General features: G+C 41.4%; 21 protein-coding genes and 2 pseudogenes. 18 read left to right on the top strand and 5 right to left on the bottom strand.

Features of this window, described 5'->3' with window-relative positions:
* Nucleotides 1–88 precede the first annotated feature (88 nt).
* The 5 genes and pseudogenes from IPH84_17435 to IPH84_17415 all read left to right on the top strand — a co-directional run bounded on the left by IPH84_17435 (nucleotide 89) and on the right by IPH84_17415 (nucleotide 3,938).
* Nucleotides 89–295: a hypothetical protein gene (locus IPH84_17435; GenBank protein MBK7174960.1), complete on the top strand. Its 207-nt coding sequence runs from the start codon at nucleotides 89–91 to the stop codon at nucleotides 293–295.
* Nucleotides 296–543: 248 nt separating this feature from the next.
* A complete protein-coding gene (locus tag IPH84_17430) occupies nucleotides 544–1,323 on the top strand; it encodes a hypothetical protein (GenBank protein MBK7174959.1) in 780 nt (259 codons plus the stop codon).
* Nucleotides 1,324–1,555: 232 nt separating this feature from the next.
* Complete coding sequence (locus tag IPH84_17425; GenBank protein MBK7174958.1) at nucleotides 1,556–1,714, top strand: hypothetical protein; 159 nt, start codon at nucleotides 1,556–1,558, stop codon at nucleotides 1,712–1,714.
* 585 nt (nucleotides 1,715–2,299) lie between these two features.
* A complete protein-coding gene (locus IPH84_17420) occupies nucleotides 2,300–2,773 on the top strand; it encodes a hypothetical protein (protein MBK7174957.1) in 474 nt (157 codons plus the stop codon).
* A gap of 707 nt (nucleotides 2,774–3,480) precedes the next feature.
* Nucleotides 3,481–3,938: pseudogene (locus tag IPH84_17415) on the top strand (mobile mystery protein A).
* An 865-nt stretch (nucleotides 3,939–4,803) separates the two neighbouring features.
* Here IPH84_17415 and IPH84_17410 read toward each other — a convergent pair.
* Entirely contained in the window at nucleotides 4,804–5,754 is a 951-nt protein-coding gene (locus IPH84_17410; protein ID MBK7174956.1) for an AraC family transcriptional regulator, read from the bottom strand.
* Nucleotides 5,755–5,882: 128 nt separating this feature from the next.
* Between IPH84_17410 and IPH84_17405 the strand changes: the two genes are divergently transcribed.
* The 11 genes and pseudogenes from IPH84_17405 to IPH84_17355 all read left to right on the top strand — a co-directional run bounded on the left by IPH84_17405 (nucleotide 5,883) and on the right by IPH84_17355 (nucleotide 18,250).
* On the top strand, nucleotides 5,883–8,030 hold the full coding sequence (locus tag IPH84_17405; protein MBK7174955.1) for a GH92 family glycosyl hydrolase: 2,148 nt from the start codon (nucleotides 5,883–5,885) through the stop codon (nucleotides 8,028–8,030).
* 4 nt (nucleotides 8,031–8,034) lie between these two features.
* Nucleotides 8,035–9,960, top strand: a complete 1,926-nt coding sequence (locus IPH84_17400) for a glycoside hydrolase family 127 protein (GenBank protein MBK7174954.1) — start codon at nucleotides 8,035–8,037, stop codon at nucleotides 9,958–9,960.
* A gap of 22 nt (nucleotides 9,961–9,982) precedes the next feature.
* Nucleotides 9,983–10,366, top strand: coding sequence for a VOC family protein (locus IPH84_17395; protein ID MBK7174953.1), 384 nt, complete (start codon nucleotides 9,983–9,985; stop codon nucleotides 10,364–10,366).
* Nucleotides 10,367–10,652: 286 nt separating this feature from the next.
* Nucleotides 10,653–10,967: a helix-turn-helix transcriptional regulator gene (locus tag IPH84_17390; GenBank protein ID MBK7174952.1), complete on the top strand. Its 315-nt coding sequence runs from the start codon at nucleotides 10,653–10,655 to the stop codon at nucleotides 10,965–10,967.
* 136 nt (nucleotides 10,968–11,103) lie between these two features.
* Nucleotides 11,104–11,681, top strand: a pseudogene (locus IPH84_17385) (Crp/Fnr family transcriptional regulator).
* A gap of 566 nt (nucleotides 11,682–12,247) precedes the next feature.
* On the top strand, nucleotides 12,248–13,444 hold the full coding sequence (locus IPH84_17380) for a PQQ-binding-like beta-propeller repeat protein (GenBank protein MBK7174951.1): 1,197 nt from the start codon (nucleotides 12,248–12,250) through the stop codon (nucleotides 13,442–13,444).
* A gap of 286 nt (nucleotides 13,445–13,730) precedes the next feature.
* The gene (locus tag IPH84_17375; protein ID MBK7174950.1) at nucleotides 13,731–14,309 is read left to right on the top strand and encodes an NAD(P)H-dependent oxidoreductase; all 579 of its coding nucleotides are present in this window, start codon (nucleotides 13,731–13,733) and stop codon (nucleotides 14,307–14,309) included.
* 585 nt (nucleotides 14,310–14,894) lie between these two features.
* On the top strand, nucleotides 14,895–15,368 hold the full coding sequence (locus IPH84_17370; GenBank protein MBK7174949.1) for a VOC family protein: 474 nt from the start codon (nucleotides 14,895–14,897) through the stop codon (nucleotides 15,366–15,368).
* Between the two features lie 247 nt (nucleotides 15,369–15,615).
* The gene (locus IPH84_17365; protein ID MBK7174948.1) at nucleotides 15,616–16,362 is read left to right on the top strand and encodes a DUF4386 family protein; all 747 of its coding nucleotides are present in this window, start codon (nucleotides 15,616–15,618) and stop codon (nucleotides 16,360–16,362) included.
* 90 nt (nucleotides 16,363–16,452) lie between these two features.
* The gene (locus IPH84_17360) at nucleotides 16,453–16,956 is read left to right on the top strand and encodes a hypothetical protein (protein MBK7174947.1); all 504 of its coding nucleotides are present in this window, start codon (nucleotides 16,453–16,455) and stop codon (nucleotides 16,954–16,956) included.
* Nucleotides 16,957–17,008: 52 nt separating this feature from the next.
* The gene (locus IPH84_17355; protein MBK7174946.1) at nucleotides 17,009–18,250 is read left to right on the top strand and encodes a DUF418 domain-containing protein; all 1,242 of its coding nucleotides are present in this window, start codon (nucleotides 17,009–17,011) and stop codon (nucleotides 18,248–18,250) included.
* Between the two features lie 111 nt (nucleotides 18,251–18,361).
* On the opposite strand, the gene IPH84_17350 is transcribed toward IPH84_17355, so the two are convergent.
* Complete coding sequence (locus IPH84_17350) at nucleotides 18,362–19,042, bottom strand: ATP-binding cassette domain-containing protein (protein ID MBK7174945.1); 681 nt, start codon at nucleotides 19,040–19,042, stop codon at nucleotides 18,362–18,364.
* On the bottom strand, nucleotides 19,039–19,956 hold the full coding sequence (locus IPH84_17345; protein MBK7174944.1) for an ABC transporter permease: 918 nt from the start codon (nucleotides 19,954–19,956) through the stop codon (nucleotides 19,039–19,041). The genes IPH84_17350 and IPH84_17345 overlap by 4 nt, the downstream gene beginning before the upstream one ends.
* Before the next feature lie 577 nt (nucleotides 19,957–20,533).
* Between IPH84_17345 and IPH84_17340 the strand changes: the two genes are divergently transcribed.
* Nucleotides 20,534–20,800, top strand: coding sequence for a zf-TFIIB domain-containing protein (locus IPH84_17340; GenBank protein MBK7174943.1), 267 nt, complete (start codon nucleotides 20,534–20,536; stop codon nucleotides 20,798–20,800).
* 332 nt (nucleotides 20,801–21,132) lie between these two features.
* Entirely contained in the window at nucleotides 21,133–22,155 is a 1,023-nt protein-coding gene (locus IPH84_17335; GenBank protein MBK7174942.1) for a serine hydrolase, read from the top strand.
* Nucleotides 22,156–22,157: 2 nt separating this feature from the next.
* Here IPH84_17335 and IPH84_17330 read toward each other — a convergent pair whose 3' ends face one another.
* Entirely contained in the window at nucleotides 22,158–23,000 is an 843-nt protein-coding gene (locus IPH84_17330) for a hypothetical protein (GenBank protein MBK7174941.1), read from the bottom strand.
* Nucleotides 23,001–23,325: 325 nt separating this feature from the next.
* A partial coding sequence (locus IPH84_17325) for a transcription initiation protein (protein MBK7174940.1) occupies nucleotides 23,326–23,597 on the bottom strand: 272 nt, incomplete at its 5' end.

Below are 23,597 nucleotides of genomic sequence, written 5' to 3'. Positions count from 1 at the left end.
GGGATGATTTTGGGCTTGGATATTGAATTCCATTTTTATTGCATTTTGAGAATTTTAAACAGTTCTTAATTTAACCATTTAATAGCTTATGTTTCAATTCATTGGAAGTTTATTGGACAGCATTATTCCATTTGGAATATTTCTGTATTTCACCCTGGTACTTTATGGGGTGATAAAACTTAAAAAACCACCGAAGGTCGTTGAGAATCCACCAAAATTCTATAAAGTCTTCGCTTTGTCAGCAACGATTCTATTCGCAATTCTAATCATCCTGAAAAGCCTTGGGAAATTTTAATCCATTTATACTCAATCACGTTATGAATTTGCCCTAAAGGGGAGCCTTTGGTACAAAGCAAGACTCTTGCAGATTGAGTTATACCGAGGCGCACAGGCATAGTAGTTTCTCAAAATGATTCAGCAACGGTATAAAATACAAAATGAAATGCATATGTCAGGGTTGGACAGAATAATACATTAATAAAGCTGAAGATGGCTAACCATTTTGCACAATTAATATCATTTCTCACATAAACATATAATATTATGAAAATCAAAAGTCTGCATCTATTGGAATTCATTTCGCTAATTCTTGTAGTTATATCTGTATCTTGCTCAAAGGATCAGGACATTAATAAAAATGTAATATCAACTATTAAAAAAGGCTCCTTATATGGAAGTATTAAAATGTATAATAAGTATGGAAATCTGGATTCAAACTTTACCGATGTGACAATTGTTTTAAAAGACTCGCTGAATATAGGGAGATTCTTTAAACCTGATTCTCTCGGTACATTTTCCGTTGATAGTATTGCTTATGGAAATGCATCGATCATAGTTACAAAACCCGGATACGGAATAGTCGACACTCTGAGTTTTTACATTCATAAAAGTATTGATACAATATCGACCATAAAAATGGCCGAAATATTACCTTTTTCTTACAATTCATTTTCAATAAATTATTATAATGGATTTATACACTATAGTCGGGCTACAAATTACCAATCTACTGATTCATATCTTGTTGGAGAATTAATTTGTTTTGGCAAAAAACCTACTGTATCAATAAATGAATGTGATTTTTTGTTTGGAACAGGCAGTTTTTCTAATGTTAGTTACATAAATTGGACAATAGGTTCTTCCACAAATTGTTCATTAATAAATTTTACAAATAGCGGTTCTAAGATAGGCGACTTAATATATGCTGTGTGTTATCCAATAATCCATGCTCCTTTTACACTATATGAAGAACAAAATTTTACCATTGTTTCATATAAAATAGGAGATCCATCTCCAAGTTGTTCATTTATTTTACAACAATGAGTACAGAACTAGTATCTGATAACATACTGTGCCTGGCAGCACCTACCACAGCTATTTTTATCAGGAAGCACCTAAAACGATTTAAAGAATAATTGACTACTTTTAAATGGGTAAAAAATATAGAGTTCTTATCACCCAATAATTCAAAATACCTTTAGTATTCAAAAATAACAGAAGCTGTCTAAGATTTTAAAATCTATTACAAATAGAATTCTTAATGAAATAGTATTTCTTGCCAATCTCTAAATTTATACTCAATCGCTATGAATTTGCCCCAAAGGAGACCCTTTGGCTTGGAAATGAGGAGATGATGAGAAAGAAAGATGGGGAGATGGGGAGATGGGGAGATGGGGAGATGGGGAGATGGGGAGATGAGGAGATGAGGAGATGAGGAGATGAGGAGATGGGGAGATGAGTAGATGGGAAATCTTTGGATTACTTTGAATTTCTTCATGGGTTGAACCATCGGTTTGGAGAAAAGCCTCAATCACCAAAAAGTCCAACTCCCCCTAGTTTAGGGGGCTGGGGGGTAAACTGGCAGAATTTGTCAGTTTGAAAATTTCCTGTTTGGAAGCCTATGACTTGATCTTGGATCTTGGTCCGCCGATTGGCGGATGGAACTTGGATCTTGGTCCGGAAGTTGGAATTTGGATTTGGAATTTGGGACTTTGATTTAGGATTTTGGCCCTCCAATTGGCTGATTTATCCAGGAATCAAATCCGCGTAAATCCGCGCTGAAATCCGCGTCATCCGCGTGCCATCTGCCGTGCCAATACATCCCCCCAACTGGCAATTCATCTTCCTCATGCCCAAATCCCACAACTTTCAGCCAAAAGTGTAATGAATTTCCTTATTTTTAAACAATGAATCAGTATGAAAGTCAATATGGAGATTACTTTTCATACAAATTGCCCGTAGTAGTTTTGCCTGATTAAGTGGATAAATTCAAAACGTCAATCATATATAAAACCATCCCATGAAATACCTGGTATTATTCTTATTCCTATTTACCTTATTTAGCAGTTCATCAGCTCAAACTGGCAATTTCCAGCCGGCTCCGGATTTTCTTTATGGCACCTGGACGGATACCGCATATTCAGAGAATGGCGATGGATTCATGTTTTCCCCCGACAGTTGTTTAAGCTTTATAACAGATGGAGAGCCAACAGGATGCATCAATGAAAAGCAAAACCTGAAAGTGCATTTTCGGAATAACACTGATGCGAATCCCAAAGAAATAGATATTCTGCTGATCAATCTACAGGCAGATACCATTATCGCAATCATTCCTATGATTTACGAAATCATAGATATCAATCACATTAAATTAGCTACATACCAAACCAAATCAAAAACCCGGCCCCCTGATTTCAGTCCGCGGGAAGGAGTAGAAATTGCCCTTGCTGACAAGGTTTACGAAAAACAGGAGGCCACTTTTGAAGGAAGGTAAATGTTGGTTATTAAGTTTTGGGAAAAGGGTAGGTAATTTAGAAATTTAGAAATTTAGAAATTTGACAATTCGACAATTGGCAATTCGACAAATTCCACGAGATGGGATATGGGGAATGGGGAGATGGGGAGATGAGGAGATTGGGAGATGAGGAGATTAGGAGATGTGAGATTAGGAGATGGGAGATTAGGAGATGTCCAAAGGGGAGCCTTAGAGTAGGATTGACAATTTGACGATTTGATGATGGGGAGATGGGGAGATGAGGAGATGAGGAGATGTGGAGATGAGGAGATGAGGATGTGATTGTCGGACCCACCCAATGAGTGATGGAAATAATGAGCGAGTCCTGTGTAAAGACTTACGTCCCGAATTGAAGCCTATGACTTTATCTTGGATCTTGGAATCTGGAACTTGGATTGGAATTGGAACTTGGAACTTGGAATTTGGATTTTGGTATTTGGACTTGGTTCCTTGATTTAGGATTTTGGCCTCCAATTAGCTGATTTATCCTGGAATCAAATCCGCGTAAATCCGAAATCCCGCTCCCGTCGCCGTCAGGCAGGCGCGTTCCATCTGCCGAGCCATTGCCGTGACATCTGCCGTGACAGCAGACATTATAGATGAAAATGAAAATAATTCTTAGCTAAAGTATACATTTTTCAGGCTATAGCCTTATATTTGTTCAACATTTTTAAGGCTATACCCTTATGAAAAAGCAAAAATTGATTCTGGAACAACTAGATTCCAAGGTCCTTCAACTTAAAAAAATTGAAAGTTTCGTTATACCGTCCTCCGGATGGGTCTATTCAATACGCCAGGCTCTCGGGATGTCGATGAGGCAATTGGGAATAAGAATGGAGATTACTCCTCAGAGTATTAAAGAGATTGAAGAAAGAGAAAAGAATGAGACAATCTCCATTAAAGTTCTGAGGCAGTTTGGCAAGTCTTTAAACCTAAAACTCATTTACGGATTTATACCCCAAAAGGTACTTTAGAAGATATAATAGAAAAAAGAGCCCTGGAGCTGGCAAAAGAAATTGTTCACAGAACCTCTGTATCGATGAATCTTGAAGATCAGGGAAACAGTGAAGAAAGGATTCAAAAAGCGATCAGAGAAAAAACGTATCAGATTAAGGATGAAATGCCAAGGTACCTATGGGACTGAAATATTATTATTTGAATGACAAAAAACATTTAGAGATTGTCTAAAAAGGATTCTCCAAGAACCCATCCAACTCCAAATATGGCCAATTTTCTATTCTGACTACTGTCCGCCAATTGGGGGATGGATTTTTGATTTTGGTTCGTCAGCTGGCGAATGGGACTTGGGACTTTGATATAGGTTGTTGGTCCTCCAATTAGATGAATTAAATCCGTGTAAATCCGCGTTGAAATCCGCGTCATCCCTGCCTCGCCGTCAGGCAGGCGCGTTCCATCTGCCGAGCCATTGCCGTGCCGAGCTTACAAATCACTAATCCTCAGTAATAGCCAAAAGTTTGAATTAAAGATAATTTCCCAGGAATACTGATACACTCCCCACCTCCCCACTCCCGCACCCCTCACTCTCCCACTCTCCCACTCTCCCACTCTCCCACTCTCCCACTCTCCTTCTCCCTTCATCCATCAAACCAAAAACTCCCCTACCTTTATCCACAGAACCTTAATTATCCGGAATCTGGCATGCTAAACAAAACTTTGACAACCCGGTTTTCTTATAAACCAATCCTCATGAACATACAGCAACAAATCAACCAACATATTGAAAGTCTGCCCGAACCCAAACAAACCGAAATGCTGGCATTACACCGGCTGGTATTGAAGATTATTCCCGAAGGCAGGTTGTGGTTCGATACCGGGATAAACGAAGAAAATAAGGTTGTCAGCAATCCTACCATCGGTTATGGCCTACAGACTATCAGCTATGCCAATGGCAAGAGCAAGGATTTCTTCAGGATAGGCCTCAGTGCCAATACCACGGGAATTTCAGTCTATATACTGGGAATCAGCGATAAACAATTCCTTGCCAACACCTATGGAAGCAGGCTGGGGAAGGCAAAAGTGACAGGGTATTGCATAAAATTCAAGACCCTGAACGACATAAATACCGATGTCCTGGAAGAAGCAATCAGGTTTGGAATTGAAGAAGCCGGCAATACCTGACCATAAAACCTGATGAATATGCTTACTAATGGAATGTACGATATATTTCCAAAACCACATTCAAAACAAATCTCATTTACAGGTTTTACTGACATACGAAGCAGCTGACAAGCCAGGTTGATTCTGAGTTCATTCACTATTTCTACCAGGGTTTTACGGGTAACCTCCTTAAAGTACCGGCAAAAGGATGTGGGTGTGAGGTTGGCAATCCCAGCTATGGTTTGCAGACTGATTTCCTGCTGATAATGGTCGATCAGGTAACTGAAAACCTTATGGAAACGTTCTGCCTCGTTTGAAACAGGCGAAAGTCCGGCAAACAGGGGGTCAATGACTTCAATTTCGTCTGAAGAGGCGATTAAATCGAGTATTTGCAGCAATTTTAGCAGCTTTTGAAGGCTGTCAGCCCCCGACAAGGCTTTCAGGAGGGTAATGATTTGCTTCCGGGTTTTTCCCTTGATTAAAATCCCGGCTTTCGCTTTTTCAAATAACTTCTGAATCTTACCCAGTTCCGGCAGGTTCAGAAAAGCATCGCCCGCAAAATCCTGCCGAAACTGTATGACCATGGCACGGGCACTGCCCTCAGGTGTTTCACCCGTAGTTTTCCAGCAATGGGGAATATTGGCACCCAGCAGGACAAGGTCATCCTTCTCAAACTCCGAAACTTTGCTGCCCACATAGCGCTTCCCTGTACCCTGCTGAATCCAGGTAAGTTCCATTTCAGGGTGAAAATGATAAGGCCCTTCAAACCCCGGCAAACTCAGTCCTGTCACCGAAATGGAACTCCCTATCCCTTTTGTCAGCTGTTCAAACGAGGGTTTCATTTGCCTATATTATCAAAATAATCTACTTTCATGAATCATGGATGGTAATATTACACAATTTTATGACAATCCGGTTAAATGTTTCCCTGCAAAATCCTTTCATATTTGTGTATTATAAAAATAGCAGGATGAGGACTGCACTTCTGAGTTTTGTCATGGCGTGGGTTATGATGGCAGCAGGCCAGGGAAACGCCCGGTATGTGAATGTATTTATAGGAACCGAGGGCACCGGCCATACTTTCCCCGGCCCTTCCCTGCCCTTTGGAATGGTTCAGCCCGGCCCCGACAATACCGGACAGGGCTGGAACTATACCAGCGGATACCAGTATAATGACAGCATCATCCTTGGTTTCTCGCAAACCCGCTTGAGTGGGACAGGAATCAGTGAAATGGGCGATGTGCTGCTTCTGCCCTTTGCAGGCAGTCGGGATGAAAGCCTGAAAAACAGGTACTACAAAGAATCCGAAAAGGCAGCTGTGGGCTATTACTCCGTTGTTAAGAAAGATGATGTGAGAGTAGAGCTTAGCTGTTCTGAAAGGGTGGCATTTCATAAATACACCTATCCCGGGAAGGATGCTGCAGTATTGGCAGACTTCCAGCATGGACTTCGCTTCCTTACGGATAGCCTGGTGCTGGAATCGGAGGTTACCATTGAAGATCAGCAAACCCTTTCAGGATTTTGCCACACAAAAAACTGGGTGGAACGCAGGTATTTCTTTTGCCTGCAATTTGACCGGCCATTTTCAGGCATTGAAGAACTACCTAAGGCCAGGAAAGAAAGAGCTCCAAGGTACCTGCTCCATTTTCAGCTGGATGATTCTAAGGTTCTACAGGCAAAAATAGCCTTGTCAACAGTGAGTGTCGAAGGTGCCAGGTTAAACCTCCTGACGGAAGTCCCGGGCTGGAATTTTGAGGAAGTAAGGCTTCGTGCCGGTGAGGCCTGGGCTAAGTACCTGAATCGCATTGACATAGAAGCCGAAGAAAGACAAAAGACCGTATTCTATACCGCATTGTACCATTTCCTGCTGCAGCCTTCGAACATAGCAGATGTGGATGGGAAATACAGGGGGGCTGATAATAGGGTCATGCAGGCAGCGGGCAAGGAGTATTATTCTACCCTTTCCATATGGGATATCTATCGGGGTGCATTCCCACTGTTACAGATCCTTGCACCCGAAAAAATCGATGCGATCATCAACACAATGCTGCAACATCACAAGGCAGCAGGATTCCTTCCCATCTGGACAGCCTGGGGGCAGGATAACTACTGCATGATCGGCAACCATGCAATTCCGATGATTTTATCGGCAGTAAATAACGGGTTTACAGGCTTCAGTCAGAAAGAGGCGCTGAAAGCAATGGCAGAAACATCCACACTGAGTCACATTAATTCTGATTGGGAATTATACAATCAATACGGTTATTATCCATTCGACAAACTGGATAATGAAGCAGTTTCCCGCACCCTTGAGAGCGGTTTCGACGACTGGTGTGTAGCTGAACTTGCCGGGAAACTGGGAGAAAGCCAACTGGCCTCAGGGTTTTATAAGCGGGCAGATTACTATAAAAATCTTTTTGATGAGGAAACGAAGCTATTCAGGGGTAAAGACAGCCATCAGAACTGGCGTACACCCTTCGACCCCCTGGCTGCCACCTCTCCTATGAATAATCCCGGTGATTACACTGAAGCCAATGCCTGGCAATATTTCTGGACCCCGGCACAATACGACATTGCAGGAATGACGGCTCTTTTGGGAGGCAGGGCAGCCTTTGCAACGAAGCTCAATGAATTTTTCACGATTGAGGCGAAAAATCCTGATAAATTCCTGGGACAGGAAGCCATGATCGGCCAGTATGCCCATGGAAACGAACCCGGCCATCACGTGGCTTATCTGTATGCTTACACTGATGAACCAAAGACCGGGCAAAAGCACATTCACCGGGTACTCAATGAATTTTACAGCCATACACCGGATGGAATGATTGGCAACGACGATTGCGGGCAGATGTCGGCCTGGTATATATTGTCGAGCCTTGGCTTCTACCCTGTGAACCCTTCAAGTAGTGAATTTGTATTAGGAACTCCGAATGTAAAAAAGGCTACCCTCAAACATTCCGATGGAAGCACATTCGTAATGGAAGCACGCAACCTTTCTAAGGAAAATATCTTTGCCGGACAGGCATTTTTTAACGGGATGAAAATCGATGTACCCTTCATTACTTACCAACAGATCATGGGCGGGGGGAATTTAATTTTTGAGATGACCAATAAATAACACCATGAAAACCATCGCATCAACATTATTGCTTTTCGTAAGCATGTTTCATCTGTATGGACAGAACCAGCCATTACAGGAAAAATACCAGCGACTGCCATTTGGAAGCATAAAACCCACAGGCTGGCTAAAAACGCAGATGGAAAAGGACCTTCAGGGTTTCGTCGGCAACCTCGGCAAACTTATCCCTGACCTGGTAGAAGACCCTATTTACGGTGAAGGGAGATTGCACAAAAACAGCAGTGTGAAAGAGCTTGGGAATCTTAAGGAAGGAGATGTTGGAGGCGATGAACAATACAAATGGTGGAATTCCGAAACTCAGTCGAACTGGTGGGACGGCTATATCCGATATGCCCTGTTACTGGATGACCAGCAGGCAAAACAAAATGTGCAGGCTTACATTGACAAGATATTGAGTACGCAGGATGAAGATGGGTACCTGGGAATTTATGATAAGGAGCTTCGCTATCAATTTACAGGAGAAAATGGCGAATTATGGTCGAAGGCAACCCTGCACCGGGGCTTGCTTGCTTATTATGAATGCACACAGGACCGGCGAGTCTGGGATGCATTGATCAGGGCGGTGGATGATGTGATCAGGAACTACCCAAAGGATAAGTCACAGCCTTTTTTTGCAGGCACTGATTTTTCAGGAGGTGTGGCCCATGGCCTGACCTTTACTGATGTACTTGACAGGATGTACCAGTTAACCGGCGACCGCAAATACAGCGAATATGCTGCCTTTTTGTATTTCAATTTTTCGGAAAACCATTCCTCTGAGAAGGATGCCCAGTTAAGGAATATTTTAGATCCCAATTACAAACTTCAATCGCATGGAGTGCATACCTATGAGCATATGCGTCCGCTCACAGTGGCTGCTTATGCGACAGGGAAGCCCCAGCTGCAGCAGGCCCTGCAGATCTATCGTCAGAGGATAGCAGACTGCACTACTCCCTCGGGAGGAGCTGTTGGCGATGAATGGATCGCGGGACGTCATGCAGATGCAACACATACCGGATACGAATACTGTTCGTTACATGAACTTTTGGATAGTTATTCGGTACTGTTTCAGAAAAGTGGTGACATCAGCGCAGCAGAGGTGATGGAAACCATCTTTTATAATGCATCCCAGGGCAGCCGGAATCCTGAGCATTCCTGCATTGCCTACCTGAAGACCGACAATTCATATGAAATGATGGGGACGAAAAACGGTGAAAAAGAAGCAGGAAGGAATCAGACCCGTTATAAGTATTCAGCTGTCCACCAGGATGTAGCTGCCTGTTGTGTCCCGAATGCAGGAAGGATATCACCCTATTTCCTGCAGTCATGCTGGTTAAAAGAAGATGAGCATACGCTGGTGGCGGCAGTCCTGGCACCTAATACCCTTCAAACTAAAGTAGCAGGAATACCTGTAAGCATAGATGAAATCACCGGTTACCCTTATGAAAACCGGGTACAGTTCAGGATTAAGGTTGAGAAGCCCACGCTGCTCCGTTTAAAAATAAAGAAACCTCTTTGGGCTGAAACCCTTATTACCAAAGAAAAATACGTCATAGAAGAGGGTTTCATTGTCATTGAGCGTCTATTTGCGGAAAATGAAGAAGTGGAAATTGAATTCCCTGCAGAGGTGCGGGTAACAGAGGATTTAAACCATGAGAAGTATTTCAGTTACGGGGCTTTGGTATATGCCTTGCCTATTCCGGGCAATGAGATCAAAGGTAAAATCTATGCCCCCGGTTTTGAAGACCTCTATTATACACCCGGGGATCAAAGCAGGTATGCCTATATCGAAGGACACGAGGCAACTTATAAAGACGGGAAAATCATAATAAATCTGAAAAACCTCAATACACAGAAAATTGAAAAATTAGAAATGATACCTTTGGGTAAAACTATCCTGAGGCAGGCATCATTCGCGGCAAAACCTTAATCTTTTCAAAACTGAATTTTCTATGCATATTGCACATATTGCACTCTGGGCTAAAGACCTGGAAGCCTTGAAAAGCTTCTATGTCAAGTATTTTAATGGGGTGAGCAATGAAAAGTATATCAATGCAGAAAAGCAGTTTGAATCCTATTTTATCCGTTTCGCAGAAGGTGCAGCACTGGAACTGATGAGAAAGCCTGCAGTAAGTGGCCCTGTGGCGGCAGAACATCAGCAGGGCCTTACCCATATTGCCTTTAAGCTGGGATCGGAAGAAGCCGTTCTCACTTTAACTGAAACCCTTCGCAGGGATGGTTTTAAGGTAGTCGGGGAGCCACGCCGCACCGGTGATGGCTATTTTGAGAGCGTGATCCTTGATGTGGAGGGCAACAGGATAGAGCTGGTGGGGTGAAAAGGGCTCATTCATATTATACATTTTTGTAACTATACTGAAGTTCTTAAAATGAGATAATTAACACTAAGTCTCCAGGATACTTGCGCTCACAATGATTTAATTATCTGGCGATTAGCCTTCATTATCCAATGTGAGTTTGAAACTTTATGGCAAATAACCGATTATAAGGTAGGATTATTTAATAAGGTTGTTTACATATAACGCAACTTTTATATCTTTGATTTAATGTTTTATTTCCTGGAATGGTCAGAAACAGGAATCCAAAAAGCTAATTCTATTGGAAATGAAAACACATACTTTAGAAGAAGTTCAGGACAAGCTTGTTGGGGTGATTGGCACCCCTGAGCGTGATCTGTTTGAATATGAATTACAACTTGAGCTCATTGGCCTGGCCATCAAACAGTCCCGGAAGGAACGCAAACTTACACAGGAAGAGTTGGGCAAACTGATTGGGGTAAAGAAATCTCAGATATCGAGGATTGAGAGCAATGCCAGTAATGTAACCATCGACACCTTAATACGGGTTTTCAACGCTCTGCAGGCAAAAGTAAGATTGCAGGTAGAATTACCCAACTTCAGGATTAATCCTGGCCGATAATTTCGGACTTAATTGAATTTCGTCAAGGCTTTCACAAGGTATTCAGTCGATACATCCTATGTAATTACCTTATAATTCAAATGTTCAATTTTATTTTTCACTTTCAATAAGTTTAAAACAAACTCTGACTGCTTCCATGGACAAAATTCAGAAAATTAAAATAAGCATTGACCCCTTCGTTTCACTGTCGGATGAAGAGATTGAGATTTTCAGCACTGCTTTTGAATTAAGGAGATTGAAGAAGAATGATTTTTTCCTGGAAGAAGGCCAGGTATGCAATTTTGTTGGATTTGTCAGTTCCGGCTTATTTATTCCAAAATCATCGAAAACGGTGATGAGATCACCACTGATTTTGCCTTTGAAGGAGATTGGGTAAACAACAATCAGAGCAGGCTGACAAATAAGCCTTCAACCATTAATATCAGGGCCATTGAAGATACCGAAATCTTCGTGATTATGCAGCAGGATTTAAATGACCTTTATGTTAAAGTGCCAAAAATTGAACGACTCGGACGATTATTAACCGAACAGGCATACCTAAAGATAGTGGAACAAACTGTCCAACTCCAGGTGCTTTCAGCTAAGGAGCGTTATGAGAATCTTTTAAAAAAGCATCCCGGGATCATTCAGAAAGTGCAGCTCTATCATATCGCCAATTATTTAGGCATTGCTCCAAAGTCGCTAAGCAGAATCAGGAAAGAAATCTTCGATTAGGAGAATTTGGTAACAAATGTGGAGCAACTGAAACAATTCTTCGGCCTTCCTTTGTATCATAATTTTAAACACTTATGATATGAAAACAAAACTCTTCATGATTGCGGCCATTATGCTGATAGCAACAGCCCTTCAAGCGCAGACTGATTCAGTAAAAGGCACATTTCTAAACCCCCAACCGAAAAAAGCATGAAGACTTCCCGATGCACCGATCCCTACTAAGGGTAGTGTAATTATGAGGTACTTATGAGCCGCCTGCGGAAAGCCCCGATTTCAAACGCAAAAAACACTCCTGGAAAACCGAAGTTTTCTCCTGAATCAACCTTGAAATAGCGGACAGGTTTAAAAGAGATATACACAGACCATTTTGGGAGGGCTTTGGCCGGCTTATTTACCTTCAACCCGGATTTCATATCTATCTTCGTGCTGATCAAACTGCTGATTTTAACGGAACCATTTACAAAATTCCTAATACTGATCTTGCACCGGTTATTCGCGTAGGTTACAGGTTCTGGAGCAAATACTAAAAAGCAAGTCGGCTCCTTATTCAATACAATTCCAATACCATGAATATCAGACACATAACAATCATCGCTTTCATCCTTATCAGTTTACAAAACTTAAGTGCCCAGGACTCATTGCGCTGGAAGTTTACCACAGCCGGAGCAATTTATTCCTCGGCTGCCATTAGCGGCAACAATGTGTTTTTCGGCAGTGGCGATATGAACCTTTATTCGCTCAATAAAACCACGGGTGAAATACAATGGAAATTCCAGACACAGGATGCAGTTCATTCCACACCGGCTGTTTACCACGGGAGTGTATATTTTTCCAGTAAGGATGGAAATATTTATTCGGTGAATGAAAAATCCGGAAAACTAAACTGGATCTATAAAACCAGGGGGGAACAGACATACGACATCTGGGATTACTATATTTCATCCCCGATTATTGAAAACGGAATTGTTTACACCGGGAGTGGCGACAGCTGTGTGTATGCCCTTAATGCTCAATCAGGTGACTGTATCTGGAAATATAAAACAAACGGAATTGTACATGCCTCCCCTGTTGTTTCAGGTGGCATAGTTTATATTGGCAGTTATGACGGTTATTTTTATGCCCTGCATGCGGCAGATGGAAAACTAAAATGGAAATTCAAAACCAAGGGGAATAGTGACTTCCCTTTGGGAGAAATACAGAAGAGCGCAGTAATTTTCAAAGATCTCATTCTTTTTGGCAGCCGCGATTATAGTTTATATGCACTGGATATTGAAACCGGGGTTGAAAAGTGGAAAAAGAATGAACCCGGAAGCTGGATAATTGCTACCCCCCTGGTCTATGGAAACAATATTTATTTCGGCACTTCCGACTCACATCGTTTCCATTGCATGGATGCTCAAACAGCTGAAGTGAAGTGGACTTTACCGCTGAATATGCGTGTATATGGCACAGCCTGCAGTATTGAGAATAGCATTGTCTTTGGCTGTTTCAACGGCAAACTCTATTTCGTGAATCCTGATACAGGCGCGATCAATTCAGTATTTCAGACGGATGAAAGCCGGAAACACTATTCTGAAATTTATGCTTCGGATGATCATTTCCGGAGCGACTTTAACATCTATGGTGAGAAGTACCTGGAATCGGAAAAGAAAATCCAGTCGCTGGGCTCAATACTGTCCGATCCCCTTGTCGACGGTAACACCCTTTATTTTGGCGATGCAAATGGTCATTTTTATGCCCTCAGTATCAATGCAGTAAAGTGATTGGGAATTATGACGCACTGAGAAAAAAAATAGTATTCATGCACTCAATGTGATACTGTAAATATTGCATGTGAAATTTCTCAGGAGATGTGTCTTTATACCTGGTTGCAGGTTTGTTTTGAATCATCCGGATACGATAAAAAGGCACCAGGCAAAGCATATTAATCTTCATTATCTCCAGGATTTCTTTCATATAAGCCAATAATTCGCAGTTCCTCATTTCCGGACATTTGTCCTTTCCCGCTCCACTGGGCAATTCTACTTTTGCCTTGATTAAATTTTTACCATGAAAAAGATATTGATTATCAACGGACATCCCTTTAAAGGAAGTTTTAGCTATGCATTGGCAGAAGCATACAGGAAAGGTGCAGAACAAAGTGGCGCCAGTGTTGAAATGATTAACCTCGGAGAACTGGAATTCAACCCTAACCTGCAATTTGGTTATAGCAAGCGCATGCAGCATGAACCCGACCTTGTAAATGCCTGGGAGAGAATAAAAGCTGCGGATCACCTGGTTTGGGTCTTCCCGCTCTGGTGGAATGGTTTTCCGGCAGTTATGAAAGGTTTTATCGACCGCTTATTCCTGCCGGGAATGGCTTTTGCATACAGGGAAAACTCAATATTCTGGGATAAGCTGCTGACGAATAAGACTTCGAGGATCATCACCACTATGGATCAGCCGGTATGGTATTATAAGCTTATGATCCGTCAACCCGCTACCTGGCAACTGAGGAAAGGAATTTTGGCCTATTGCGGGATCAGGACACTGGGGATTTCCTACTTCGGCAGTGTGAGGTCTTCTGAGGCAGGGCAAAGGGATAAATGGCTTCAGAGTGTGATGGTGCTGGGGAGGAAGATGAGGTAATTGGTCTTTTTTCACCGCAAGGGGGCGAGGGCGAGAGGGGGAGGGGAGAGAGGGAGAGGAGAGGGAGAGGGGGGAGAGGGGGAGGGGAGAGGAGAGGGGAGAGAGGGAGGGGTGAGAGGGGGATGGAGAGAGGGCGATCTATGTGGTTCAATAAATTTGCATCGAAGAGGAAATTTACCGCAAGGGAAAAATCAAACACAATTGGCACAATAGAATAGCACAATAGGACGGCACACCAGGAAATTTCTACTGTGTCCTATGTGCCTATGTGGTTCAATAAATTTGCATTGAAGATAAAAATTATTAATTGAGAGTTTATTGTTCTTTATTTAGTGTTTTTTTTATTTAGCTGAATATAAACACTTAACACAGAATAAATGAAAAAGTAACATCTAACTTTACATTTTGCATTTTACATTTTACATTTTGCATTTTGGATTTTGGATTTTGGTTTTTACATTTTGGATTTTGGTTCTTGGGACTTGGGCCTTAAAACCAGTCATTGAGGCCAATTGATCAAAACATGGCCTTTGATTGTTTATAAAGGTATATTTGTGATTGACCAAACCCAAACTATCCTTCGCTATGAACTCCATCACTCCTCTCCTATGGTTTGACCACAACGCCCAGCAGGCCGTCGACTTCTACCTTTCCGTATTCAAAGATTCGAAAATTTTAAAAACCTTATACTTCGGTAAAGACAACCCGGTGAAGCAAGGGGAGGTAATGACCATCAGTTTCCAAATGCTTGGACAAACTTTTACTGCTTTAAACGGTGGGCCTCACTTCAGTTTCACACCAGCTATCTCCTTTGTAATCAATTGTGCAACTGAGAAAGAAGTTGATTATTACTGGGATCGCCTTTCAGAAGGGGGAGAACAGGAAATGTGTGGATGGCTGAAAGACCAATTCGGACTCTCGTGGCAGGTAGTGCCGGATATCCTTGCTGAATATCTAAGCGACACTAATGAAGCCCGGTCAGAAAGGGTAATGAAAGCATTGATGCAGATGCATAAGCTCTCGATTCCCGGGCTGAGAAAAGCCTACGAAGAAGCCTGAAACCATCCGCCAGCTGGCGGACCAAAATCCCGAAATAGGGTTGATCCCGAAGATATAGCAGGGTAAGAACATTATTAACGGTACTTTCAAGTCTCAGATTTGCAATTTCATGCCCTTAAACTGTGATTTAGTGTTTTATCGTCTTTGCTTATAATATTTATTTCGGGTACAACATGGAAACACTCATTTTCTCTCTATTTTTACTGATTCTTAGTCATATTTTATTTCATCTTTGAATATAGTTATCATGGAACATTCGGATCATTCCTGGAGAGGTATGTATACGACAGGTTGCTTATTTACTCTACTTGTGATACTAGGGGTACTTTTGGATATCCTTCTGGGTTCAACAACTGGAGTTACTCAAGGTGCTGTCAATTACGCTGCCGAGAATCATTTCACTGAACTTCGCGACAATCCGTTGCGAGGGCTTTATCATCTGGATCTATTGAATATGTTCATTCAACTGCTTCTGATCCCGGTCTTTTTTGCCCTGTTTGCAATAATGCGCAAGAATTCCCGCGGACTTGCATTTCTTGCATTGGTTGTTTTCATCATTGGATGCAGCATCTTTGTATCCGGCAACCCTGCTTTAAGCATGTATGAGCTGAGTGTGAAATGGAAATCCACCAATAATGAGATTTTACGGAATATCTATTTAGGTGCAGGGGAAGCCATTCTTGCAAAAGGTGCGCATGGAAGTCCCGGTGCCTTTATGGGAGCTGCCCTATCCTCATTAGCCGGAATATTAATGTCGCTCGCAATGATGAAAGGCCGGATTTTTAACCGGACTACAGCATTAGTGGGGCTGATCGCTAATACCCTTATGTTGCTTTATACTTTCCTGGTTACAACCAGCAGTACTTCCGGAACACTGGCTCTTATTTTTGCAATTCCGGGTGGACTGCTTTTGATCGCCTGGATGTTCCTATTTATGATACGAATGTATAAAATAGCGAACAGGCAAGGTTATTCTCCTGGCGGACAATCATAATACCACTACGGATATTTTTAGGATTTACTGAATGGAAGTAAGCAGCAACAGAAGGTAAGTTATTCTTGCTAACCTTCAAAATCCATACAGATGAATCCAATTAAAGAGCAAATCGGGGAATGCTGCCCTCCTTTTGATCCCTCCTTATGGGATGATAAACTCCTGGAATGGCATGAGAAGCCATTTATTAAAGCAAAAGTCAGAACCTTTTTCTTCATGCCAATAAATTTTGGCAGTGTAATGAAAAAACTCGATCTTAGGGTTCGAAATGCCAGTGGTACAATCCCTGACTGGCTGTGCTTGTCTGATCATACCAGTAAATGGAATATGAACCTTTTCCTTGCTGTGGATAAACCCATTACAGGGGCAAATAATACGAGTCTGAGCGGACTTTTCTACAGTAAAGTATATGAAGGCCCTTTCAAGGATACAGGGAAATGGTGTGATGATTATAAGAAGGAAGCATTTGTTAAAGGACTGGCAATTAAAAAGTGGTACATGTGGTATACTACATGTCCGAAATGTGCTAAAAAATATGGGAAGAATTATGTTGTAATTCTAAACCAGGTTGAAGTCTCTTCATCCGGTAGCTAAGGATCACTCCTATACTCATCCATACTGTTTTACTCATCTAATTGTTGACAAAATGAATCAACAAGCCCGGAGTTTTGCCTCCCCACTCGATACCAAAGACAGGATCAGTGCTCTCGATATGTTGAGAGGTTTCGCTGTTTTGGGGATACTGATTATGAATATCCAGAGTTTCTCTATGCCTGGTGCTGCCTATTTAAATCCCACCGCATATGGAAGTTTCGGACCGATTAGTAAATGGGCATGGGCCATCAGTCATATGATTGCCAGTGAGAAATTCTTATCCATCTTCGCTATGCTGTTTGGGGCCGGAATTGTGATTTTTGCAAGCAATCTTAAATCCAGGGGTCTTCGCCCTGGCCCATTACACTATCGCAGAATGTTCTGGCTTCTCATCTTCGGGCTCATGCATGCTTACCTGCTTTGGCATGGTGACATCTTAGTAGCCTTAAGCCTTTGTGGGATGCTGGCCTTTCTTTTCCGTAACAAAAAGCCTGCTACCCTGGTCTGGATAAGCGCCCTGTTCTTCATCATGCCGGTCATCTTCTATACATTGAGTCCACTTTCAACTGAATACTGGTCGGAAGGTGCCTATAATCAAATCCTTCAAAACTGGAAACCTGATCAGCCTTCTCTTGCAAAGGAAGTGACTGCTATGCAGGGCAATTGGATTGAACAAATGGAATATCGGGTTCCGGGAGCAATATTTTCCCAGACAAGTTTATTCCTGATGGAGACTTTCTGGAGGGTCATGTCGATGATGCTCTTAGGAATGGCATTATTCAAATGGGAACTGATCACAGCGCATTTTTCAAAAAGAAACTACCTGGTATTGGGCGCCGCAGGAATCCTGATAGGAAGTTTTATCAGTGGCATTGGGGTGATACTTAATTTTGAAAATGACTGGAATATGCGATTTTCCATGTTCATGGGGCGTCATTTCAATTACCTGGGAAGTGTGATAACATCTCTCGGATATATCGGTGTTATTATGCTGATCAGCAAATCAAGCCATGTCAGGAACCTTCAATTCACACTTGCCGCAGTAGGAAGAACTGCTTTTTCTAACTATATCCTCCAGACATTGATCTGTACTTTCTTATTTTATGGTCATGGACTGGGGTTGTTCGGACAAGTGAACCGCTCCTATCAACTGATGATGGTACCGGCGATTTGGCTGATCCTGATGCTGGTATCACTGATTTGGTTGAAGAAATTCCGTTACGGACCAATGGAATGGCTGTGGAGAAGCCTCACTTACTGGAAAAAGCAGGAATTTGTTAAAATCAAAGGGTAAGAATCATGGGCTTTGCATCTGCTGAAATGCAGAGTATTCAATAGCCTCATCACAATCCTGAATATTCAAAGCTTCATAGCTTCTAATCCACTATATAGGCAATTCATTCCTCTATTTTAATCCAATTGAGTGAATCTTATTGCCGATACTCACCTCTTTCATCTCCTTTTCTAATTCAGAGAAATCTCCTTTCCCCACTATTTTGGTAATCATACCTTTATCAAGCAATAGAATTTCGTCGCAGGTATCTACGAGAGTCTGGAAAATATGTGACGACATGATGACTGTTTTGCCCAGGGCTTTCAAAGTATGAATAATATCAGTGATCAGCAGGTTGCTCTGTATATCCACACCATTAAAAGGTTCATCCAGGATAAAGTATTGATTTTCCTGCATCAGCAGTGCAGTGAGGGCCAGTTTCTTCTTCATACCTGTTGAAAAGGTGGAAGCATATTGGTCAAGCGGCAGTTCAAAGATATTGCGCTGATCTATATCACCAGGGTCTTTACCCCGGGCCTGGCATAGTAACCGGATATATTCCTTTCCCGTGATTTTGGAGAAAAAGAAGGGTTCGGTCATCAGGAAACCAAGGTGGTCCTTCAGATTTCCTAAGTCATAGATGACATTGCCCTCATATTTCTCTAGTCCGGCGATACATCTGAACAAGGTTGTTTTACCTGCGCCGTTCTGTCCGACAATTCCGTAAACCAGGCCCGATTCAAAGCTGAAACTGATGTCCTTCAGCACCACAAGTGCGCCAAAACTTTTTGATAGTGTATCAATTCTGATCATCCGAGTAGTTCCTTCAGGTGTTGATTCGACTTAAAAAATAAAAATGGAAGCAATCCAAGCAAAAGAGGCGGGAAATAGATACTCAATCCTAATAAAACCAAATAAGGAAGGTACATTTTATCGGGATAGGAAGCATATTTTACCAGGATCGCTGCGACAAGAAATACATAACCCATTCCCTGGAAGAGCAGGAGTATTTGCCAGTCACCATTCAATAAAAACCATATTGCAATCATAACCGGCAAGGTAAGTAGGCTCGATTGAATCAATGCCCTTCCGATTTTTGCCATCAGAAACCCGCTTGTAGTTTTTTTGTACACCCAGACATAGAAATCATTTTCAGGCTCAATATAGAAAGTGAAAAAGGTCAGGAACAATAAAGCCAGGGAAAAAACGCCCAGGTTAAAATTCCCTGCAATTATTGCCATTACAGTGAGAAAATAAGCAAAAAGCTGGAGGAAAAAGGTCTTTCTGAAACCTACTGAAAATTCAAATGGATGCTTCGAAAAAGGAGTAGGAATGGTATAGTTCAGTTGAATTGTATGAGCATTAAAAACCATGATCCCGGATAAAGATAGCAGGAGCAAAATGGGAATCCATTCTTGTTCCCAGGCAAGATAAAAGACGAAAGGAAGGGAGATCAGAACATTTTCAACCAGGCGGATCCTGTAATAATTGTTCGTCGTGAAGCAAGTCTTAAGAAAATCATTCCGGTTTTTCTCGGATCGGCTTGAAATTATTGACAACGCGAAGAGCAGGTAGAAGTATGGGGCAAAGGTTGTTTTGTGAAAGAGATATGCTGATAATCCGGTGAAAGCCAGTAAAAACAATGGATACCCAACCCATGGCTGAAGCCCGGCTTCCTCCAGATGCCTGTTTAGCATCCTTAATTGAAGTGTCAGGTAGGATTTCATAACTGCAGATATTCGCCATTGACAAAGATAGACGAAAGAAAACTGACTCAACGAAGGCTTTGCAGCAGAACTAGCTGGCAAGTTAGGTATTAATTATTTTTAACATAAAACTCAAATTAGCCATTTAAGTTGAGAGTATATTTGCTGAGTAATGAAATTAACTGGTAAAATAGCATTCAAATTGGTGATTGTCACTGTAGTCCTGTTATGCTACGGGCTGCATTCCTATTCTGGCTATAGTAATCATCCATCTTGCTTTGAATTATCTGAAGTGAATTCCGGCAAAAAAGATTGTTTAGTTTCACATACAGATTTATTTGAAGATGATCAGGTTCTTCAATCCACTGATTATAACCTGTTTTTAGAACCAACTGCGAGTATGCTGATATTCCAGGGCACTTTCATTATCAGAAGTTTACTTATTCGAATTTGGCAACCGCCAAAAAATTAACATTTAAAATTTCCGGGGTTAGAAATTCTACATGAGCCATGTCTCAATGGAGAATAATTCGACACATGCCAGATTTCAGGGCTATCAGTAAATAAATAATAAAACGATACCAAAAAAAACAGACTTATGAATTGTCCAAACTGCAATGTTCCTTTAGTAATGTCAGAAAGACAAGGAATTGAAATAGATTATTGTCCACAATGCCGGGGAATCTGGCTCGACAGAGGTGAACTTGACAAGATCATTGAGAAATCGTCACAAACACCTGGTAATGATGCAAATTATCCTCCTAAACATCATTCTGACAATCATGATCGTCATGAAAATCACAATCAGCATGATTATTATAAAAATCACAGAAAAAAAAGCTGGTTAAACGAATTGTTTGATTAATAGTTGAACGATGAAAGGACAGGCTACTGGAGCCTGTCCTTAAATTTGCTACTCCTACGTTTTCCGAAGATCGCCAAAAATCCCCCGTCCGCCTTAGGCGGACACCCCCTTTTTGCAAAGGGGGACATTCTCAATCCCCATCCGACATCCCAAGCCAAAGGCTCCCCTTCGGGGCATCCGACATTCCAAGCAAAAGGTTTCTCGCAGGGTGTGTTGATGAACCCTTTGGGCAATGTCATTTCGATTCAGCTTAATTCTTATCGAAAAAAAAATACTGTTATATTCAATTGCCAACCAATATTTGATATAATTTTGTTCAAAATTCCTCTGCCATGACTGCCCTGCTATCAAAGAAAGTATCCATTATTTATCTGATATTAATTGTTGTTGTAACTTCTGCTTCCACTTATCTTTTTGCAAAAAAGGCGATCATACGATCATTTTCTGAAAAGGCAGAAAAAGAAACACTTACATCCGCTCAATGTGATTTTCGGATAAAACGCCTGGGTGGATCGAGCCTGATCAACCCAATTCTGTTTGTTGAAAATGATTGTGAGGCGGAGAACCTGCAATTGCTTAAACAGGAAATTATTAACACATTAGCTACCTTCAATAACGATGGCACTGTTTCCACATCTTCAGTGTATCTCAGGAAATTTTTCAGCAGCGAGTGGATAAGCATCAATGGCTCTGAAACCTATTCGCCGGGCTCAATGCTGAAAGTCCCGGAATTAATCACCTACCTCAAGATGAGTGAAAAAAATCCAGGTCTGCTGGATAAAAAACTTCTTTGCGACAAGACTTTCCCATCTGAAAAAAAAGCTGTCATTGTTTCTAAAACCATTACCAAAGGCCAGTATTATACCATCAGGGAATTGCTGGAATACATGATTCAGTATTCTGATAATAACGCAACTTATCTGCTTACACAGCATATGGATGCTGGAATATTCAGGCAGGTTTTTGAAGATGTTGGATTACCCGTTCCTGACAGTCAGTCAAAAGCATATCCCATTACAGCAGCGGATTATTCAAAATTCATGCGGACCCTTTTCAACGGGAGTTACCTTACAGCAGAACACTCGGAATTTGCTATTAAGATGCTTTCAAAAAGCGATTTCAAAAGCGGGATTGCAAAGAGTATTCCCGACAATATACTTGTAGCCCATAAATTTGGGGAAGAAGGCAATATGAACAATCAGGAACTGCATGAATCAGCTATCGTGTATATGGATAACACTCCTTATGTTCTTACCATCATGACCAGGGGGAAAAATCTTACACGGCAGACAAAAGTTTTGTCAACCATTTCATCAATGGTATTTCAATCCCTTTCGGCACAAAAAACGCTATAAACTCAATACCGGCGGTAATGGTAAAAGAGGGTATCGGTAACTGTTTGAATTAAAACACCTCCACTGTAATATTTGCAGTTTTCTGCCCGCCAAACCGGGTATCCATTCTCATCGTAGGAATAATTGAAAGTATAATCATGGGTTACTTCATTGAAAACATTTTTCCTGATATAGCTCAAAATATTATTTTCCGATATGAATTCAGAAGGCAATATTTTGTCAAAACGCCTGTCGTCACTAACAATCCCCAAATCATGGATTGGATTTATCTTGTTATCATACACCATTTCATAGGTTGATTTGGCATTGGGATCTAAGTCAGAATAAAAAATAATTTTCGAAATATTGTTACCCAGATATTCAAATATCCGATGTTGCCGGTAAGAATCATGCTGATAGGTAAATTCAGTGTACCGGTTATTCACGTCATAAATCAAATCATAATCGTAGAGCGGATAATTATTTCCCAGGTACGCCTTTATTTTAGTCAGTTGTCCAGACATATTGTACTCATACAATTCATATCCATTTGAATCATCTTCACCATTTGCCAGCTTAATCAAAGTATCATTCTGATAGGTATGATAAACCGTGGTCTTCGAAGTTAGCCATCCTTCATTTGGTCCTATTTCGTAATGATAGGAAAAGCTGGAATAATTATCCAGCCTGTTTTGCACATCATATTCAAAAGTATGCAAGAGAAAAGTATCCCTGAAGATGCTGACCAACGCTTGGGCATCCTGTTGTTCCGGCTCTGTTTCCTTGTTGCAGGAGGTAAGAAATGATGCAAATATGAGTAAACTGAATCCTACAAAGCCCTGTGTGATTAAAAAAAAGTATTTCATAGTATTTTTTGTTAATCTGATGATGGCATAAATAAATTATAATTTCTCGGATTCACACTTTGAACATATATAAGACACTTGAAACTATACTTACCCTGACACCTGCCCAGAATATTTCACAACACAGAGAAATTTCCTCTGTTGTAAGAAACAGGTCTGTGAACCTTCAAATCAAAAATCAATGCTTAACCTTTGCAGGCATCCAGTCTGGAAACGGACTAACACAAAATAAAACCACTATTCGCAGGGTCCGGATTAACCATCAGAGACACTGCATTCTGCCACCCGGCTTCGATGCCTCATCCCTTTGGCTATTGGCATGCCTTTATTGTCGAGGCGAAGCCACTTCCCTGATCTCGACACTGGTATTCTGACCATTTAGTATGGGACATTTGGTGGCAATTCCGGTGGCTTCATCAATATCTTTGGCAAGGATCAGAATATATCCGGCCACTGAAACGCTGTCAGCAATATAGGGAGAATTGATTGTTACATTTCCGGGCTCCACTACCCTGCCCTGCCTTGAAAAATGGTTTCCACCTTCTGATAATTGTCCATCGTCAGTAATTTGATTGATCCATTGCATCCATTGCTGCA

The sequence above is a fragment of the Bacteroidales bacterium genome (assembly GCA_016707785.1).
GTDB lineage: Bacteria > Bacteroidota > Bacteroidia > Bacteroidales > UBA4417 > UBA4417.
Note: the sequence above shows the minus strand (reverse complement) of the source record. Positions and strands in the feature narration are given on the sequence as shown.